The sequence below is a fragment of the Aquitalea sp. ASV11 genome, assembly GCF_016429185.1.
Classification (GTDB): domain Bacteria; phylum Pseudomonadota; class Gammaproteobacteria; order Burkholderiales; family Chromobacteriaceae; genus Aquitalea; species Aquitalea pelogenes.
Window position 1 is genome coordinate 47,950 of record NZ_JAELUD010000003.1, and the last position, 14,643, is coordinate 62,592.

The 14,643-nt window shown below is 58.3% G+C and carries 14 protein-coding genes and 1 tRNA gene; 8 read left to right on the top strand and 7 right to left on the bottom strand.

The genetic code is table 11. From position 1 onward, the window contains the following. Window positions 1-86: 86 nt before the first annotated feature. Window positions 87-1,346 carry an MFS transporter gene (locus tag JHD62_RS02100; RefSeq protein WP_199101574.1) on the bottom strand — a complete coding sequence of 420 codons (1,260 nt, stop codon included), beginning with the start codon at window positions 1,344-1,346 and terminating at the stop codon, window positions 87-89. A gap of 358 nt (window positions 1,347-1,704) precedes the next feature. Between JHD62_RS02100 and apbC the strand changes: the two genes are divergently transcribed. From apbC to JHD62_RS02120, 4 genes are read left to right on the top strand one after another with little or no spacing between them, the layout of a single operon-like run. Then, a complete protein-coding gene (apbC, locus tag JHD62_RS02105; RefSeq protein ID WP_370541016.1) occupies window positions 1,705-2,796 on the top strand; it encodes an iron-sulfur cluster carrier protein ApbC in 1,092 nt (363 codons plus the stop codon). A 10-nt stretch (window positions 2,797-2,806) separates the two neighbouring features. Continuing rightward, window positions 2,807-3,586 carry a glutamate racemase gene (gene murI, locus JHD62_RS02110; protein WP_199101576.1) on the top strand — a complete coding sequence of 260 codons (780 nt, stop codon included), beginning with the start codon at window positions 2,807-2,809 and terminating at the stop codon, window positions 3,584-3,586. A 3-nt stretch (window positions 3,587-3,589) separates the two neighbouring features. Beyond that, window positions 3,590-4,042 (top strand): ribonuclease domain-containing protein, encoded by a 453-nt coding sequence (locus tag JHD62_RS02115; protein ID WP_199101577.1) that lies wholly within the window; start codon window positions 3,590-3,592, stop codon window positions 4,040-4,042. Further along, entirely contained in the window at window positions 4,033-4,311 is a 279-nt protein-coding gene (locus JHD62_RS02120; RefSeq protein ID WP_233160532.1) for a barstar family protein, read from the top strand. Before JHD62_RS02115 ends, JHD62_RS02120 begins: the two co-directional genes overlap by 10 nt. Window positions 4,312-4,386: 75 nt before the next feature. Here the strand turns inward: JHD62_RS02120 and JHD62_RS02125 are convergent, their stop codons facing one another. Continuing rightward, the gene (locus tag JHD62_RS02125) at window positions 4,387-5,565 is read right to left on the bottom strand and encodes a pyridoxal phosphate-dependent aminotransferase (protein WP_255522852.1); all 1,179 of its coding nucleotides are present in this window, start codon (window positions 5,563-5,565) and stop codon (window positions 4,387-4,389) included. A gap of 167 nt (window positions 5,566-5,732) precedes the next feature. Here JHD62_RS02125 and JHD62_RS02130 point away from each other — a divergent pair. The 4 genes from JHD62_RS02130 (at window position 5,733) to alkB (ending at window position 9,565) form a co-directional block, all read left to right on the top strand. Beyond that, window positions 5,733-5,822, top strand: a tRNA-Ser gene (locus tag JHD62_RS02130). An 826-nt stretch (window positions 5,823-6,648) separates the two neighbouring features. Continuing rightward, window positions 6,649-7,668 (top strand): porin, encoded by a 1,020-nt coding sequence (locus tag JHD62_RS02135; RefSeq protein ID WP_199101579.1) that lies wholly within the window; start codon window positions 6,649-6,651, stop codon window positions 7,666-7,668. A gap of 159 nt (window positions 7,669-7,827) precedes the next feature. Beyond that, window positions 7,828-8,928 carry a bifunctional DNA-binding transcriptional regulator/O6-methylguanine-DNA methyltransferase Ada gene (gene ada / locus JHD62_RS02140; protein ID WP_199101580.1) on the top strand — a complete coding sequence of 367 codons (1,101 nt, stop codon included), beginning with the start codon at window positions 7,828-7,830 and terminating at the stop codon, window positions 8,926-8,928. Further along, window positions 8,918-9,565, top strand: a complete 648-nt coding sequence (gene alkB, locus JHD62_RS02145; RefSeq protein WP_199101581.1) for a DNA oxidative demethylase AlkB — start codon at window positions 8,918-8,920, stop codon at window positions 9,563-9,565. Before ada ends, alkB begins: the two co-directional genes overlap by 11 nt. A 58-nt stretch (window positions 9,566-9,623) precedes the next feature. Here alkB and JHD62_RS02150 read toward each other — a convergent pair whose 3' ends face one another. From JHD62_RS02150 to JHD62_RS02170, 5 genes are all read right to left on the bottom strand, one after another. Beyond that, window positions 9,624-10,850: a beta-ketoacyl synthase gene (locus JHD62_RS02150; protein WP_199101582.1), complete on the bottom strand. Its 1,227-nt coding sequence runs from the start codon at window positions 10,848-10,850 to the stop codon at window positions 9,624-9,626. Continuing rightward, window positions 10,847-11,083, bottom strand: coding sequence for an acyl carrier protein (locus JHD62_RS02155; protein WP_045845640.1), 237 nt, complete (start codon window positions 11,081-11,083; stop codon window positions 10,847-10,849). The genes JHD62_RS02150 and JHD62_RS02155 overlap by 4 nt, the downstream gene beginning before the upstream one ends. A 256-nt stretch (window positions 11,084-11,339) precedes the next feature. Next, window positions 11,340-12,764: an EAL and HDOD domain-containing protein gene (locus tag JHD62_RS02160; protein ID WP_199101583.1), complete on the bottom strand. Its 1,425-nt coding sequence runs from the start codon at window positions 12,762-12,764 to the stop codon at window positions 11,340-11,342. Between the two features lie 48 nt (window positions 12,765-12,812). Continuing rightward, the gene (aroC, locus tag JHD62_RS02165) at window positions 12,813-13,913 is read right to left on the bottom strand and encodes a chorismate synthase (protein ID WP_199101584.1); all 1,101 of its coding nucleotides are present in this window, start codon (window positions 13,911-13,913) and stop codon (window positions 12,813-12,815) included. A 75-nt stretch (window positions 13,914-13,988) separates the two neighbouring features. Further along, entirely contained in the window at window positions 13,989-14,621 is a 633-nt protein-coding gene (locus tag JHD62_RS02170; protein ID WP_199101585.1) for a 2OG-Fe(II) oxygenase, read from the bottom strand. Between the last annotated feature and the right edge of the window lie 22 nt (window positions 14,622-14,643).

The window sequence follows — 14,643 nt, forward strand, 5'->3', positions numbered from 1 at the left end:
ACCGGTCACGGCGCTGTTCGGCAAAAACCCGGCGGATGGGCGATAAAAGCCATCACACCGGGTGCTTGTGCAGGGAAAATCGTGGTTTAGCTGTTCTGGCCCTGCAGCTCCAGCGGCAGGTAATCGGCCGGTGCTGCGCGCTCGGCCATGGCCTGCGGCACGGTGCGGCGCGCCAGCAGCACGAACAATACCGCGGTAAATACCGAGCAAGCGGCAAAACCCGCCATGCCAGCGGCAACATAAGCCAGCCGGAACAGCTCGATACCCAGTGCATAGCCAGCCATCGACAGCATGCTCATGGCGGCCGATACCGTGCCCTTGGCCACTGGGGATGACATCAGGGCAAAGCGGTACAGCACGCCAAAGCTCAGTCCTTCGCCAAAACTCATCAGGCTCATGCCGGCCACCATCAGCCACACCGGCTCGGCGGTAAACAGCACACCAGCCAGCATCAAGAGCAGGCCGCCAACAATCGGGCCCATGCCGACAAAGACTGAACGACCCAGCGGCCAGCGATCCGCCACCATGGCCAGCGCAAAGTTGCCGGCAATCAGCCCGCCAAACACCGGCAGCTGCATCAGGCCGTATTCCACCGTGCTCATGCCAAGGTCGCGCACCAGCAGTACCGGCGACAAGGCAATCCAGCCCATCAGCGGCAGGGCCAGCAGTGGAATGCACAGCGCAGACAGTACAAAGCGCGACTGTTTCAGCAAGCGCAGGTAATCGGCCCCCATCTGCGTCAAGGGCTGGCGGTTCTGACCCGGCACCACGGTTTCCGGCATCTTCCACACCAGCCCCAGCAGGGCAAGGCCAGCCAGCGCGGCAATCACCAGGAAGCAACTGCGCCAGGGGGCGATTTCCACCAGAGCGGCACCGGCCAGCGGGCCGACCAGTGGTGCAATCAGCGCCACATTGGCCATCAGCGCGGTTACCTTGACTGCCGTGGTTTCCTCAAACGCCTCTTGTACTGCGGCATAGCCCACCGCATTGATAAAGCACAAGCCCATGCCCTGCACCACTCGCAGCGCAATGAAAGCTTCGATGGAATGAACCAGATAAGTGGCAAGGCAGGACAGCATGAAAAAGGCCACGCCGAACAACAGTACCGGGCGACGACCGATACGGTCCGACAGGGGGCCGGTCAGCCAGGGCAGCAAGGCACCGCCGACCAGAAAGGCCGTCATGGAAGTGGGCACCCAACTGCTGCCCACCAGAAACTCGCGGGTAACCTGCAACATGGCGGGTTGCACCATATCATTGGCGATATAAACGGCAAATTCGAACAAAACCAGCGCCAGCGGAAACAGCAGATTCGCCGCGCTGAGGGAAACATGTTTGGACTGCAAGACAACAACCTTTCTTGGCAACAAAGATCATGGCCACGGCCTGACAGGGCCGAACCCGGGCGTGGCAGAAAACAGCAGCCAGCGCACGAAAAAAAGCCGGGAATTCTACACAGATCAAGTGCTTGCGGCAAATTAATTCAAGATGAAGCAATAATTGCAGACACAACTTGCCCAAGGCCAAACCCATAGCCAGCACAGGCGCGCGGGAGTAACATGCCCACTTACAGAAGGGGCAACACCGCTGTCCCAAAAACATAGTAAAATTGTCGGGTATTCACCCACTTTCATCGCCCCCATGCTCTCCAAACTGACCAAGCTGTTCGGCAACAAGCCGGACGCAGATAGCGCAGCCGATACCATGACCCTGACCGACGCCCAAGTGCTGGAGGCCGTTGCCGGCCTGACCGACAGCAATACCGGTAAAACCTATGTTGCCGCCAAGGCAGTGAAGAACATCAAGATCAGCGCTGATCAGCTGTCGCTGGACGTGGTACTGGCCTATCCGGCCGCCAGCCAGTTTGCACGGGTGGCCGAAGAATTCCGCACCGCCTTGCAATCCATCGCGGCAGGCCGTGCATTGAATGTAGGCGTGAGAAGCCAGATTACCAGCCACGCAGCCCAGCGTGGCGTTCCCCTGTTGCCTGGCGTGAAAAACGTGATTGCCGTTGCATCCGGCAAGGGCGGCGTGGGCAAATCCACCACGGCGGTCAACCTGGCACTGGCTTTGCAAGCCGAAGGGGCACGCGTAGGGATTCTGGATGCCGACATCTACGGCCCGTCGCAACCGTTGATGCTGGGCCTGCAAGGCCAGCGCCCGGAAACACCGGATGGCAAGAGCCTGCAACCCATCATCAATTACGGCATCCAGACCATGTCCATCGGCTATCTGGTAGATGCCGACCAGGCCATGGTATGGCGCGGCCCGATGGTGAGCCAGGCTTTGCAACAACTGCTGAATGACACCCGCTGGGACAATCTGGATTATCTGGTCATCGACATGCCGCCGGGTACCGGTGACATCCAGCTCACCCTGTCGCAAAAAGTGCCGGTGACGGGTGCCTTGATTGTCACCACCCCGCAGGACATTGCCCTGCTGGATGCCCGCAAGGGGGTCACCATGTTCCAGAAAGTGGGCGTGCCCATTCTGGGCATGGTGGAAAACATGGCCATCCATATTTGCAGCAACTGCGGTCATGCCGAACACATCTTCGGCGAAGGCGGTGCTGCGCGCATGGCTGCCGACTTTGGCGTGGAAGTGTTGGGTTCGCTGCCGCTGGACATGGGTATCCGCCTGGCGGTAGACCAGGGCAAACCCACCGTCGCTGCCGACCCGGATGGCAATTTAGCCGCCCTGTACAAGGACATTGCCCGCAAACTGGCGGTGAAGGTGGGCGAAAAGGCCCAGGACTTCTCTGGCAAGTTCCCCAAGATCGTCATCCAGAACAACTAAGCCGCACAACATGATTGCGATGTTCGACTCCGGGCTGGGTGGGCTATCCATCTGGCGTGCCGTTCAGGCTACCCTGCCTGACTGGCCCATTACCTACCTGGCTGATCAGGCTTACTGCCCCTATGGCGGACGCAGCAAGGTCGAAATCATCGCGCGCAGCCTGAAAGTCGGCCGCTACCTGCACAGCCAGAGTGCCAGCCTGCTGGTGGTGGCCTGCAATACCGCCACCACCGCCGCCGTGGCCGCGCTGCGCCAGCACCTGCCCATTCCCATCGTCGGCGTGGAACCGGCCATCAAGCCGGCTGCCGCTGCCAGCCGGACCGGCCGCATTGCCGTGCTGGCCACCCAGGCCACGCTGGCCAGCGAACGGGTACAGGCACTGCTGGACAAACATGCCGGGGAGGTGGAAGTGCTGCGTCGCCCCGGTGTGGGCTGGGTGGAACAGGTGGAAGCGGGAGAGCTCGACAGCGCCCTCACCCGCGCCCGGGTTGCCGCCGTGGTGCAGCCGCTGCTACAGGAAAACATCGACCACATCGCCTTGGGTTGCACGCACTACCCCTTTCTGTCACCGCTGATCCGCGAGCTGACTGGTGAGCAGATTGCGCTGTACGACCCGGCCGAGGCGATTGCCCGGCGCGTGGACTCGCTGCTGCAGCAACATGGCAGCGACAGTATTGGGGATCGCTGCTACCGTTTCATCACCACCGCGCCGGACACCCAGCCCATGGCCAGCATGCTGCCATTGCTGATCGGTCACGGCCATGCTGTCGAATCCCTGAATCTGGAGTAAATCATGCGGCTACGTCACGTCTTGCAAGCACTGCTGCTCACCACCCTGCTCGCGCCCGCAGCCTGGGCACTGCCCCGATGCAGCGATGTTGCCGGCATGGTGAACCAGCAAACCGGCAACCGGCTGGACCCAGCCGAACTTGGCAATGTATTGCAGGCACTGAAACAAACCGGCCGACTGCCGGATCAGTTCATTCCCAAGCGTCAGGCGCAAGCCGCAGGCTGGCAACCGGGCCGCAGCCTGTGGAGCGTGCCCGCCCTGCAAGGCAAATCCATTGGTGGCGACCGGTTCGGCAATTACGAAAAGCAGCTGCCCAAGGGGCAATGGCAGGAAGCGGATTTGAACTATAAAGGTGGCAAGCGTGGCACCAATCGTCTGGTATTTTCCCGTGCCGGCCAGCGCTTTGTTTCTGTCGATCACTACCAGCGATTTATCGAGGTGCCTGCATGTCAGTAATCATCTGCCAGTTGCAACAGATCACATCACTGGAACAGTTTTACGATGAAATCAGCCGCCAGCTGCACTTGCCGGCTCACTTCGGCCGCAATCTGGATGCCCTGTACGACAGCCTGAGTGGCGATGTCAGCGGCCCGTTTGAAATTGTCTGGCGCGACACCGAGCTATCCCGCAGCAAACTGGGGGCAGATGTCTACGCCACGCTACTGGAAATCCTGCAATCGGTGGCGGAAGAACGTGGCGATGTGACGCTGGACATTCACCACTGAACGTTGTCGCTCGCACTCCAGCAAAAAATGCTGCCATCTGGCAGCCTTTTTGTTCATCACACGTCACCGGCCCCATCAGCCCAGGCTGGCAATCCGCGCCACCGCCTCCGCCAGCCGGTCGACGCCGGTGGTGTAGGCCACCCGCACATGGCGGGCCGCGCCAAACTGGCCAAAGTCCGCTCCGGGCGTGATGGCCACATTCACCTCCTCCAGCAAACGCGCGCAGTAGGCAAAGCTGTCATCCGTTACCGCGCTGACATCGGCGTACAGATAAAACGCACCTTCAGGCTGCACCGGCAGCTGCCATCCCAGTTGCGGCAGCGCCTGCAACAGGAAATCCCGACGCCGACCAAACTCGGCACGGCGTTGCTCCAGCTCGGCAATCACCTGCGGCCGGAAAGCTGCCAGCGCCGCATATTGCGCCATCGCCGGCGGGCACAGGAACAGGTTCTGTGCCAGGCGCAATGCCGGTTCGACATAATCATCCGGCACCACCAGCCAGCCCAGCCGCCAGCCCGTCATCTGGAAATACTTGGAAAAGCTGTTGATCACAAATACATCCGGGTCCACTGCGAGCGCAGTTGCCGCATCACAGCCATAAGTCAGGCCATGATAGATTTCGTCCACAATCAGGCTGCCGCCATGCTGCTTGCAGCTGGCACTCAGTGCCGCCAACTCGTCTGCGGTCAGCAATGTCCCGGTCGGGTTGGCCGGGCTGGCCACCATGGCCGCCACCGTTCGTTCGCCCCAGGCAGCATCCACACCGCCGGCCAGCAACTGATAGCGGGTATCCGGCCCCACCGGCAGGCAAACCGGCTCACCACCCAGCAGGCTGACAAAATGCCGGTTACAGGGATAGGTAGGGTCGGCCATCAACACCTGATCATCCTGATTGACCAGCAAGGACAAGGCAATCTGCAAGGCGCCCGACGCACCCGGTGTCACGATGATGCGACGCGCATCCACCGTCACGCCATAACGCTGCTGATAAAAACCGGCGATGGCTTGGCGCAATTGTGGCAGCCCCTGCGCCGCAGTATAGAAAGTATGACCATCCGCCAGCGCCTGCCGTCCCGCCTCTACAATCGCGTGTGGTGTGGCAAAATCCGGCTCGCCCACTTCCAGATGAATCACATCACGGCCTTCTGCCTGCAAGGCCCGCGCCCGCTCCAGAATGGCCATCACCTGAAATGGCGCCACGCCATCCATCCTGCTTGATAGTTTCACTGCAATCCCCTGTGCTGCAGCCTGCATCCGGCAGCTGCCTGATAAGCCGCCGAGTTTAGCAAGCCCACCGCAAGCCCACCACCAAGAGACCTGACTACTCTCGCCAGGCCCACTTCCGGCCCCGAAAACAGCGCTTTCATGCAGATGCTATTGACAGGAAGCACCTCCACCAATAAACTGCGCATCTCTGAGTCGGAGAGGTGGCAGAGTGGTCGAATGTACCTGACTCGAAATCAGGCGTACGTGCGAGCGTACCGAGGGTTCGAATCCCTCCCTCTCCGCCAGACCAACATTTAAGCCCTTGAGCAATCAAGGGCTTTTTTGTTTTTCTGCCGTCCTCGCGACACATCCCGCTTCAGCTTGCCAAGACTGCCAGACTGCCCACAGCCAAATCACCCTGCCCTTGCGATACCGTGGATGCCATCCTGATGGCAAACCCTCCCTTTCAGTTGCTGGCAAGTGCCCGGCATTGGTTTTCTCCTGCCATTGCAAGCCATGACCTAATCCTGTCGTCAGGCGCAATTTTATTGCGCAGACCTTCCAGAATGGAGCATCAGTCTGAATTTTGCTGCATCGCACTAATATCGTGCAGATTTTCTAACCGTTCCGCATGACTGCCATATTCCTGCATCAAAACTGTGAAAAATCAGCCGGATTTTGGTGAATGGGTCCACCACAATCGCCAATTTATAAGCAAAACCCATTTCAAAGACTACAAATTATTCACAAATACATAATATTAAATTGCAAACAATTTTGTGCAGATGCAGCATAAATCCAATAAAGCCCATAAATGAGACACATCATGCCACTTTGTTGCAGATTACCAACGACAGTGAATAAGTGCTGAACTGATAAATTTTATGAAATTTCCTAGTAATAAATACGTACAAATCGCCAGAAATAACCCAAATTTAATGTAGCTAAATTACTACATACATCAGTGTCAATATGTAGTGAAAACACTACATAAAATGCGTTTGACCGTAAATATCACAGAAATTAACAATGTCCCTGCTTTTGCGGTGGACAAGTCAGGCAAGAAACGCCGGTTGCCAGCGCAAACTTAAGTAGCAAAACAACAAAGCGAGACAATTGGAGATAGACAAGATGCAAAACAAATACATTGCTCTGGCCGTACTGGCTGCCTGCGCCGGTTACGCCCATGCTGATGAAGGCGTAACCATTTCCGGTTTTGTCCGTGCCGGCGTTCTGCAATACAACGGTGCAGCAAACAGCTCCTGGGGTTACACCACCAACCCGGCTGCCGTATCCACAACCAATGTGGCCGGTCGTGGTCAGATCAACTTCAATGGTGAAGAAAACCTCGGCAATGGCTTGAGCGCCATCTTCCAGGTGAACAACCGTTTCTCGCCGACCGGTAGCGGCTACGATGAAATGGGCAAACAAGCCAACACCTTTGCCAGCGACGACAGCTTTGTTGGCCTGAAGGGTAGCTTCGGTATGATCCGTGCCGGCAAGGGTACCGGCAACGTGGAAGACGGCAAGTTCGATTACAGCGTATGGGCTGGCCCGGACAACCACCTGGGCTGGTATGGCGGCGTAACCGGCAACAACATGGTCCGTTACGACCTGCCGGGCAATCTGGGCGGCTTCTACGGTGGCGTGCAGTTCTCCACCGATGAAAACAAGACCACCAGCAATAGCGGCACCAATCGCTACTCCGTGCTGGCCGGTTTCAGCGGCAGCAACTGGACGGTTTCTGCCAACTATGGCGCCTCCAGCAACACCACCAACAGCAATGCCAACAACACCAGCCAGCTGGGTAGCAATCGCCAGCTGCACCTGACCGCCAACTACAAGCCGCTTGATGCGCTGGAACTGGCAGTGGAATACCAGCGTAACAAGCTGGCCGATGACAGCGTGATCAACGCTACCTCACTGTATGCCTACTACACCATCGGCAATACCCAGCTGGGCCTGCAAACCGGGGTACGCAAGGATAATTCTCCGGCGCTGGTGCAAGGCACGGAGAAATACGTCAACCTGCTGGTGCATTACAACCTGAGCAAGCACACCATGGCTTACATCGAGCTGTCGCATGACAAGCCGCAAGCCGGTGGCAGCGCCCGTAATGGCGAGCTGATCGGTCTGTCCAAGAGTTTCTAAGCCCTTCGCAAGTCAGTTGATCCTTCTCAAGCCTGCCATCGTGCAGGCTTATTTTTTTGCAGTTGGCCTAGTCTGCTAGAATTTGAGCGCAAGTAAGCGGGTGTCAGCGCAATGGATTGTGCTTATTGTTCCCTCATTCCACACCCGGAGTAACAGACCATGGCTTCCACTTCTTCCTCACCAGAGCTGCCGGATGAGCTGGCGGATGCGCGTTGGCAAGATGTGATGACACGCAACCCGCAGGCTGACGGGCAGTTTGTCTATGCCGTGCGGACAACCGGTATTTACTGCCGGGCTACTTGTCCCTCACGCTTGCCCAAACGGGAAAACGTGCTTTTTTTTGCCAACGGGGAGGATGCAAGAGCAGCAGGCTACCGCGCCTGCCTGCGCTGCACACCGGATGAAACCAGTCTGTCCCAGCGTCAGGCGGACATCATTACCTCCGCTTGCCACTACCTTGCACAGGCCGAGGAAACGCCCACCCTGCAGCAGCTGGCAAAGAGAGCCGGCATCAGTCCGTTTCACTTTCATCGCCTGTTCAAGCGCATTACCGGCCTGACGCCCCATGCCTACGCCATGGCCTTGCGACATGAGCGCCTGCAACAACAGCTGCCTGTCGCCCCTACCATCACCCATGCCATTCTTGATGCCGGTTATCAGTCCAGCAGCCGCTTTTATGCGCAAGCCAATCAACGACTGGGCATGACCGCCAGCGAACGCCGTGCAGGTGCGCCGCGCAGCATCATCCACTTTGCCATTGCCCAGTGCAGCCTGGGTGCCATTCTGTTGGCGCAAAGCCAGCTGGGTATTTGTGCCATTTTGCTGGGGGATGATCCGGCGCTATTGCTTAAGCAATTGCAGGATCAGTTTCCCAAGGCCGACTTGCGCGGTGACGAACAGGCATTCGAACAGCAGATGGCTGCCGTGATCAGCCTGATCGACCAACCACAGCTGGGCCTGGACTTGCCCCTGGACATTCGCGGTACCGCTTTCCAGCAGCGGGTATGGCAGGCACTGCGGGACATCCCTCCGGGCCAGACCATGAGCTATGCCGAACTGGCTGCCAGGATTGGCCAGCCATCCGCCGTGCGTGCCGTGGCGCGGGCTTGTGCGGCCAATACACTGGCAGTGGCCATTCCCTGCCACCGGGTGATTCGCCAGGATGGTGGCTTGTCCGGCTATCGTTGGGGTCTGGAACGTAAACAATCATTATTGCAGCGCGAACGCGATGCCATAGAAGGAAGGGACAATGCAGACTGATCTGTTTGACGATGCCAGCCTGTTCCCATCTCAAGAACAGCTGGCAGAAGGCGTCTGTCTGCTTTCCGGGCAGGCCAATTCCATGATGCCTGCCATCTGGCAGGCCGTGGAAGACGTCTTGCGGCAAGCACCCTTGCGGCAGATGCAAACACCGGGTGGATACACCATGTCGGTGGCGATGAGTAATTGCGGAGAATTGGGCTGGATCAGCGATCGGCATGGTTATCGCTACAGCAGGCTGGACCCGCAAAGCGGCCAGCCCTGGCCCGCCATGCCGGAGGTTTTGCAGGAACTGGCCCGCATCTGGGCAGCCGAAGCCGGATTTGACAACTTTGTCAGCAATGCCTGTCTGATCAACTGCTATCAGGCAGGCAGCAAGATGTCCTTGCATCAGGACCGGGATGAACGCGACTTCGCGCACCCCATCCTTACCTTGTCACTTGGCTTGCCCGCCCGCTTCATGCTGGGCGGCCTGCAACGGCAAGACCCCTACCGTAAACTGTTGCTACAACATGGCGATGTACTGGTTTTTGGCGGGCCTGCACGTTTGTGTTTCCACGGCATCATGCCCCTGGCCGATGGGGATCATGCCTTGCTCGGCAAACGACGCATCAGCCTGACCTTTCGCCGTGCCTGAGCCGGAACATCAATGAAAAAGCCCGCCGAAGCGGGCTTTGACAAGATGGGTACGGCCATTACTGATGGCGACGCAATACCAGGCTGGCATTGCTGCCACCAAAAGCAAACGAGTTGCTGATGGCTGCGGCCAGCTCGGGAGCTGCCACACCCTGGCCCAACACATGTTGCACCCGGCAGTTTTCATCCAGTTGCTGACAATGTGCAGTCGGCGGAATCTGGCGATGGTACAAGGCCAGCGCGGTGATGGCGGTTTCCAGCCCGCCGGTGGCACCCAGCAAGTGTCCATGCATGGACTTGGTGGCACTCACGCGCAGGCCCGGCGTGTTCTCACCCCAGATGGACTGCAAGGCTTCGCATTCCACCACATCCCCCACTTGGGTGGCTGTACCGTGGCTGTTGCAGTAACCGATGGCTTCCGGCGCAAGGCCGGCATCTGCCAGCGCAGCACGCATGGTACGCACCTGTCCGGCGACATCAGGCTTGGTGATGTGCGTTGCATCACTGCGGCAGGCATAGCCATCCAGCGTGGCATAGATGCGAGCGCCACGAGCCAAGGCATCATCCAGCCGTTCCAGCACCAGAAAGGCAGCACCTTCCGCCAGTACCAGCCCACTGCGCGTCTTGTCATAGGGGCGGCAGGCCTGCTCGGGGTGATCCCCATCCGGATTGGCCAGCACCTGCATGGACTGCCAGCCATTGATGATGCCGGGCAGCAACATGGCTTCGGCACCACCGGCAATGGCCTGACGGATTTCGCCATGGCGAATGGCACGCATGGCTTCACCCAGCGCAATGGCAGAGGAAGCACAAGCGACCGAATAATTGACCGCAGGACCGGTAATGCCAAAGCGCATGCTGATATGCCCGGCAGGCGCATTGGCCATGCTGGCAATCACCGACAGGGGGGATACGCGGGTATGGGTCTGATAGAAGTTCTGGAAACCCTTGTCCAGCGCGGTACTGCCACCCATGGCACAACCGACATAGACACCAACCTGCTCCTTGTCTTCCCGCAATTGCAAGGCGGCATCATCCAGCGCCTGGGTGGCTGCGGCCACCGCCATCTGGCTGACCCGGTCCACACCGGAGAGCTGCAGGCGGGTAAACCAGTTGGCCGGATCAAAATCCACCGCACCAACCACCGCAGGCTTGCACCCGGTTTGTTCCGCTTCCCACCTGCGAATGCCTGAGGTCCCCGACATCAGCTTGTCAAAGACCAGATCAAGCTGATTGCCCAACGGCGAAATCAGGCCAATACCGGTGATGGCTACCGCCTGCGTCATTGGGCGGTACTCTTGTAGCGGTCTACCAGGTCGGCCAGTTCCTGCAGGTTGGCGACATGCGCCTCTTCTTCAGGAATGGAGACCGAGAAATGTTCTTCAATCGCAAACAGCAATTCAATTTGCCCGAGAGAGTCCAGGCCGTATTCACTCAGTGCACGTTCGGCCTGAATTTCTTCGGCTTTCACGCCGAACTTTTCCACAATCAACTGCTTGATCTGCTCAATAGTGTTCATCACATTGCCTTGCCCGCACCGCCCGGCATCTGGGCTGTACCTGGGGTTATCTTTTCCGTCGAACGCCATTGTATGCCGCAGTCCGATGGAAATTTATGGTATTTGTTATCTAGTTTTATGTCAGTTGTTGACAAGCACAGCCAAGTGCACAGGACAAATAGCACAAAACGCTACTATAAGCCAATTACACAAACATGCGCGACCATGAAAAAAGCCAGCAAAGGATGCTGGCTTAGCAAACGTAATGATAACAGGCTCAGACCGCCTCCACATCATTATGCACATCACTTTCGCGCAGCACCTCCTGCGCCCATACCACCGAGTCGATGTAGTAGCGGCAGGTATGTTCCACCTCGAAATTCAACACCTTGCACAGGGCATTGATGCGCTGGTCATCACCTTGTTCGCAGGCCAGTGCCAGCGCCAGATAGGGGCTGAACATGCCCTTGTTTTCCACCACGGCATCCCGCACCGTGGGAGGCAACTCCAGAGGATCCAGCACATCCGGGAAGGGTTGGTTCAGCAGGACATCCAGCAAGGAGAACATTCCGGTCAGGAACAGGTGCTCGGCCTCCAGCTTGTTGCCACGATAGGCCCCCAGCCGTTCCAGAAAACGGGCACGGATCAGCGACTTTTCCAGCAATGCCAGCGCAGTGCCGTCTTCCTTCTTGGCGGTGAACAACAGCATGGACAACCATTTGAACAGCGTTTCCCTGCCCAGCAGCAACAGCGTTTCCTCGATGGTTTGTACCTTGCGGGCCAGGCCGTTCACCGGCGAGTTGATGAAACGCAGCAGCTTGAACAACAGCACCGAATCCAGCTTGAACTGGGCCTCCAGTTCGCGCGGTTCGGCATTGGCACGCAGCATGCGCATGATTTGCAGTACACGGGTCTGGTTGCTATCCACCTTGCCGCTTTCCAGGCTGCGAACCGTGGCAATGAACGGACCATGGAACAGGGCGAAACGGTTACTGCCCGGTGCGCGCAAGCAGATGTCCAGATCCTCGGCGGTACCGACATTGCGGGCCATCCAGCGGGCGTTGGGATAGCGACGCGGCAACTGGTCCAGAATGGGTGCCAGCACCCTGGTGGACGGTGCGGCGAAGTCCAGCAGCATGAAATCCATGCGGTTGAACAGTTCCGGTTGCAAGCGCTCCGACAGTACCTGGCTGTCAAAGGCAGCCGGTTCCACGGCAAAACGCAGACCCTTGCTGCGCAGGTCGTCCAGAATCGGCATTACCTCGACTGTCACCGCCTGACCCGGATCCGGCTCCAGCACGAAAATCACGCTCTTGGCCGGCATCTGCAACAACAAGGGCTCGGTCAGCGAGCTGATGGAGATGTGTACCAGTGCACGACGATAGGCCAGCAGGCGGAATACTTCCATATTCTGCAGGGTGGTCAGCATGAGGCGATCGAAGTCCTGCTGCTTGCCCCCTTTGGCTGCGGCCCCGGATTTGACGAAAAACTCGTAAGCCACCACACGATGTTGTCGGTCCATCACCGGCTGGTGCGTGACAAAGCCGAGAGTGGGAGGCAGCTGCTCTATCAGTTCCGGCTCTACGCTGGGTTTCACCGGCGAGGCTTCCAGCTCTTTCTCGACAGCAGCAATCTCGTCGTCGGGACTGTCTTCGTTTTTTTTCAGTCGACCGGCCAAACCGCCAATCAGGTTCTTCAACATGGTGTGCTCTCTCTTGGTGCCAGGCTGTCAGACAGGCTTTATCCCAGTTTAGCTGATCCGCCCCGGAATTTTGGGGGTATCCACTACCACATCGCCACATTGGGCACGATGGCGCAAGGCATGATCCATCAGCACCAGGGCCAGCATGGCTTCGGCGATGGGCGTGGCCCGAATGCCGACGCAGGGGTCGTGACGGCCATGGGTTTCCATCAGTATCGGATTGCCTTGCTTGTCGATGGAACGGCGCGGCTGGGCAATGGAGGATGTCGGCTTGATGGCAATGGATACTTCGATATCCTGCCCGGTAGAAATGCCACCCAGAATGCCACCAGCGTGATTGCTGGCAAAGCCCTGTGGTGTCAATTCATCACCGTGCTCGCTACCACGCTGGGTGACGCAGCCAAAACCGGCACCGATTTCCACACCTTTGACCGCATTGATGTTCATCATGGCATAGGCGATGTCAGCATCCAGTCGATCGAACACCGGCTCACCCCAGCCGACGGGTACATTCTCGGCCACCACCCGCAAGCGCGCACCGACCGAATCCAGGCTCTTGCGTATGCTGTCCATATAGTCTTCCAGCTGCGGCACCACACGTTCATCTGCAGCGAAGAAAGGATTGTTGTTGACCACATCCCAGCTCTGGAACGGAATGTTCACTTCGCCGATCTGGGTCATGTGGCCACGCACCACCACGCCGTAACGCTCTTTCAGCCATTTTTTGGCAATGGCACCGGCAGCGACGCGCACCGCGGTTTCGCGGGCGCTGGAGCGACCACCGCCGCGCGGGTCACGCACGCCGTATTTATGCCAATAGGTATAGTCGGCATGCCCGGGGCGGAAGGTTTCCGCGATATTGCCGTAGTCCTTGGAGCGCTGGTCGGTATTGCGAATCAGCAAGGCAATCGGTGTGCCGGTGGTTTTGCCCTCAAACACACCGGAGAGGATTTCAACGGTATCGGGCTCGCGTCGCTGGGTGACATGACGGCTGGTACCCGGTTTGCGGCGGTCCAGCTCCAGCTGGATTTCCTCGGCGCTGATGGCCAGGCCGGGCGGGCAGCCATCCACCACACAGCCAATGGCCGGTCCGTGGCTCTCGCCAAAAGAGGTAACAGTAAACAGCAGCCCCATGGTGTTGCCTGACATCTTGATTCGTCCCTTGTCATTTCATCCGGTTTTGGCTGATTCTAGCACGGCAATACCACAGCAAGATGGTCAGGCTTATATCCGCGGCCTGCGGCGGAACCATCCGGTCACCGACAAGCGTTGCTGGGTGGCCGGGAGGACTTCATGCCAGAAACGGTCAGACAGGAACAACACCAGCGTGCCGGCAGTGGGCGCAATGTCCAGCGACTGGCTGCATGCATCGTCCAGATAAAGCCGGATCTGCCCACCGGCATCATCCGGCCAGTCTTCGTTCAGATACAGCACGGCAGTCAGGACGCGGGCATCGTCGTCGCGGAATCGATCCAGATGCTTCTTGTAAAAGCTGCCGGGCGGATAGACGGCGAAATGGGATTCCAGGTCCTCCAGTCCCATATAGAAGGCCTGATTGACGGCCTGACGCACCTGATCCAGCGTGGAAAAATAATGGTGGATGGCGGGTGCGCTATCAGCGGACTCCAGCCACAGCACCGAATCCGAGCGAATCTCGCTGCGCCGTCCTTGCTGATCCCCCCGCCCCACCGCGGCTTCATGAAAGCTGCCGGCTTGCCATTGTTCAAGGCAGCACTGCTGCAACTGTTTGATGGCATCGCGGCTGAACAGGGTCTGATCCACTACCCAGCCATGTTCGGCCAACTGATCGATGATGGCATCCAGCTTGGCTGGATCGATAACTGATTCTTGATTCATGCACACATTCTCCACTAGAGCG

Bases quoted from the DNA above. Each gene is read 5' to 3' on its own strand.
- apbC (WP_370541016.1), top strand. From the start codon at position 1,705: ATGACCCTGACCGACGCCCAAGTGCTGGAGGCCGTTGCCGGCCTGACC.
- murI (WP_199101576.1), top strand. From the start codon at position 2,807: ATGATTGCGATGTTCGACTCCGGGCTGGGTGGGCTATCCATCTGGCGT.
- JHD62_RS02115 (WP_199101577.1), top strand. From the start codon at position 3,590: ATGCGGCTACGTCACGTCTTGCAAGCACTGCTGCTCACCACCCTGCTC.
- JHD62_RS02120 (WP_233160532.1), top strand. From the start codon at position 4,033: ATGTCAGTAATCATCTGCCAGTTGCAACAGATCACATCACTGGAACAG.
- JHD62_RS02125 (WP_255522852.1), bottom strand. From the start codon at position 5,565: ATGCAGGCTGCAGCACAGGGGATTGCAGTGAAACTATCAAGCAGGATG.
- JHD62_RS02135 (WP_199101579.1), top strand. From the start codon at position 6,649: ATGCAAAACAAATACATTGCTCTGGCCGTACTGGCTGCCTGCGCCGGT.
- ada (WP_199101580.1), top strand. From the start codon at position 7,828: ATGGCTTCCACTTCTTCCTCACCAGAGCTGCCGGATGAGCTGGCGGAT.
- alkB (WP_199101581.1), top strand. From the start codon at position 8,918: ATGCAGACTGATCTGTTTGACGATGCCAGCCTGTTCCCATCTCAAGAA.
- JHD62_RS02150 (WP_199101582.1), bottom strand. From the start codon at position 10,850: ATGACGCAGGCGGTAGCCATCACCGGTATTGGCCTGATTTCGCCGTTG.
- JHD62_RS02155 (WP_045845640.1), bottom strand. From the start codon at position 11,083: ATGAACACTATTGAGCAGATCAAGCAGTTGATTGTGGAAAAGTTCGGC.
- JHD62_RS02160 (WP_199101583.1), bottom strand. From the start codon at position 12,764: ATGTTGAAGAACCTGATTGGCGGTTTGGCCGGTCGACTGAAAAAAAAC.
- aroC (WP_199101584.1), bottom strand. From the start codon at position 13,913: ATGTCAGGCAACACCATGGGGCTGCTGTTTACTGTTACCTCTTTTGGC.
- JHD62_RS02170 (WP_199101585.1), bottom strand. From the start codon at position 14,621: ATGAATCAAGAATCAGTTATCGATCCAGCCAAGCTGGATGCCATCATC.